Origin of the sequence: Actinomadura napierensis, assembly GCF_039529375.1 — a bacterium.
In the GTDB taxonomy this organism is placed as follows: Bacteria; Actinomycetota; Actinomycetes; order Streptosporangiales; family Streptosporangiaceae; genus Spirillospora; species Spirillospora napierensis.
In genome coordinates, this window is sequence record NZ_BAAAMR010000281.1 from 1 (window position 1) to 875 (window position 875).

General features: G+C 37.7%; 1 protein-coding gene. It reads right to left on the minus strand.

Annotation, left to right across the window (positions count from 1 at the left end):
- Nucleotides 1-875 (minus strand): hypothetical protein (locus ABD296_RS49435; protein ID WP_344285481.1); only part of this gene is annotated, 875 nt, incomplete at both ends.

The following is an 875-nucleotide window of genomic DNA, read 5'->3' on the forward strand; positions in this document are numbered from 1 at the left end:
CTTGTAGGAAGTTAAAGGTTTTCCTCCCGCCTGTAATCGAGCCAGATGTTCATTAGAAACTTTCTGACCTGACAATGAGCCACCATATCGGACGTCAAGATGTGGACCAGTACCAATACCGGATTGACCGGAAATACCGACCAAGCGTTTAGTAAGTTTTGCTTGTTTTTCAATTTCCTGCGTCTGCTTTCTTTTAGCTTCAGTTAATTTATCTTCTCGCTCCTGTTGTTCTTCGATGATCTTGAGATTTCTAAGTGCGCTATCAATTTCATCTTTAGACAAAATTGCACTCATTCCTTTAGCTTTTTGCAGTTCTAAAATGGCATTAGCTTGAGCAACAGTGTAACCTTTATCAAGCCAACCTGATTTATAGATTGAATCAATAACGCTATCTTTTTGCTTGGCTTGATAATCTTGCAAAGCCTTAGTTGCCTTTTCTGCTTCAGTAGCAGTATTTCCTAAAGCATCCGCTTGTTTTTGATGCTGAATTGCCGCATTTTGTGCTTCATTACCTCCAAGTTTCACTTCAACTCTTAATAATTTAAGTTTCTCAGCTGATAAACTTGCTTTAGATGCATTGTCATCATACTGCGCAGCCTGTTTTTTCAGATTTTCATATAGATCTGTAGGCAACTTAATTTTATTTAGACGTTCAATGGCTTCTGTATAGCTGATAGTTCCAGTTCTCGCTTCTTGGGAAATTTTTTCAACCTCCCTATTTCCTCGTGCATAGTTCTCGATATCAATTAATGCAGACCCTACAGCACGCGATGATTTCTCTAATGCTTTATTTTGTGCATTAAAAGCAGTAGTTAAATCATTAACTGCTTTAGCCTTATCATTGCCAGTTAATTTTTTTAACTCCTCATCAGCTT